Source organism: Bacillus sp. JJ722 (assembly GCF_036963345.1).
GTDB lineage: Bacteria > Bacillota > Bacilli > Bacillales > DSM-1321 > Bacillus_AD.
Genome location: NZ_JBALMO010000379.1, coordinates 1 through 1,917, shown reverse-complemented (window position 1 = coordinate 1,917; position 1,917 = coordinate 1). Strand labels below are relative to the sequence as shown.

Sequence of the window (1,917 nt, the reverse complement as noted above, 5' to 3'; positions counted from 1 at the left end):
TTTTAACGTCTTTAATTGATAACCTGCTTTTTTTTACTTGGACAGCAACTGTATCAGTTTCTCTATGTAGTACAAAATCATTGATAGTTTCAACGCTCATATTCGTAATTATAGTTCCACTTTTTAAATTTTCAAAATAACTTATAATTGCACAATTGTCTTGATAGGTAAAACCCATGGAACTATTGGCTCCTCCAGTCAACTTTTTTCCAAAGTATTCAAAGTCCAAAAAATCATCTCCTGTAAACTGGTTTTCTAGTTACAATGATTTTATCAATAATAAAAATCACTTCATTAAAAATTTAATTAACTTCTTTTTTATTTATTATAATTTATTATATCAATAGTATGTAAAATAAAATCAAAATCAAAAAGTATGTCGAAAATGTTGCTTACAGATATTGATTTTATTAAAAATGATATTAGTGTGCATAGTAGGGGGAATAAGCTTGACATAGTTAGTACTATCAGCAAAGAGTATCTAAAGCATGATAAAACGGACATATTTGTCTTATTAACTAAGGTACTATATAGGGAATTTTCTTAGGATGAACAGAGACAAAGTATTGAAGATAGATAATAAATAACAAAAAGCAACTTTATACTGTTAAGAAACAGAAAAAATTGCTTTTTAAAATTTTTATCTGGTTTTTATAAATAGTCGATTCATGCTTTATTTTTTGAAAGAATAAATTCCTATGATTTGATACTTACTTTCCTATCCAATGCTCCATAATATGTTCAAAACCTAATTCTTCTACCCAATTATTTTTTTGCCATTCATTATAGAAGTCTATACTTTGAGATTTTGAAGCAGGTTTGGGCATAGTTTAACACCATAAGGAGTGTCAACATAAATGAAAAAGAAGTACATAAGCATTTCTATGTTTCTTTTGGTATTAATTATGGGAGTATATTTTTATATACTGGTAAACAAGAAGCGAAATCAGCTCATGATTCTCAAAAGGAAACACTAATTTCGGTTTAGTTATGACACTAAGAGTAAAGTAGCGTTTAGGTACAAAGATGGGAACTAGCAGTGGTTAGAGGTTAATTTGATGTTAGATTTATGTGAATGCAAGTGTTAGTTGCGATGTGCAACCAGAACGTTCTTAGGACATTTTGTTTCATTTGTTATCCTAATTTCATCACATGATTAGGAGGGCACAAATTGAAAAAAACAGTTTTGAGTTTATTAGCACTTATTTTATTGTGTAGTTTAGGTAGCATTAATAGTTATGCTGCGGAAAATGAAGCTGAGTATGATCTTAATCAAGGAGGAACACAACAGTTTGTTTTGATTGATGAAGATGGTGAAGAAGTAATAGTAACTATTGAAGATGAGGAAGAAGAACCTTCTTTTTTAAGTTTAAGAGCAGTACAAAATGGTACGTACAAGATCGCTTCTGAAAAAGCAGGTTCATGGAAAGCTAGTTATAATATTGTTGTTAGTGGCAATAAAATAACTAATGCGAAAAATCCAAGTGCAATTGCATATTCGGGTAGTTTTATTTCGAAAAATTTAAAAGTTGATTCAAGTAAACAGGCTACTTATTATTTGGTAAAGAAAACAGGATTGCTAAGTTCTAATATTAATTTAAGAGCTACTTTAAAAAAAGATAGTATAGTTGTTACGTCCTAATTATTCTATTAGTTGTACATCGTTATGAACATTCCAATTAAACCATTCGCCTATAACGATATAAGTAAAATAAATATTAATCAAAATACTGAAAACACATAGTATATTAATTATTTTATAGTATGTGTTTTCTTTTTTGTTTCTATGAATAATTATACCACCGATAATGATTCCGATTGGAGTAAGTAAACTTGAGACCAATGTGATAATTAATAATAATAGACCTTCGTCGATTTGCTCTTTCACTTTCTTCTCTAGAATTACTTTTTCTTTCG

Annotated in this window: 3 protein-coding genes; 1 reads left to right on the top strand and 2 read right to left on the bottom strand. The window is 28.5% G+C overall.

What is annotated here, in order from left to right:
- The coding region (locus V7014_RS26445) for a hypothetical protein (protein ID WP_335511996.1) at window positions 1-229 on the bottom strand (229 nt) is incomplete at its 3' end.
- 942 nt (window positions 230-1,171) lie between these two features.
- On the opposite strand from V7014_RS26445, the gene V7014_RS26440 reads away from it, so the two are divergent.
- On the top strand, window positions 1,172-1,642 hold the full coding sequence (locus V7014_RS26440; RefSeq protein WP_335511993.1) for a DUF5626 family protein: 471 nt from the start codon (window positions 1,172-1,174) through the stop codon (window positions 1,640-1,642).
- On the opposite strand, the gene V7014_RS26435 is transcribed toward V7014_RS26440, so the two are convergent.
- Window positions 1,643-1,917 (bottom strand): hypothetical protein (locus V7014_RS26435; protein WP_335511991.1); only part of this gene is annotated, 275 nt, incomplete at its 5' end.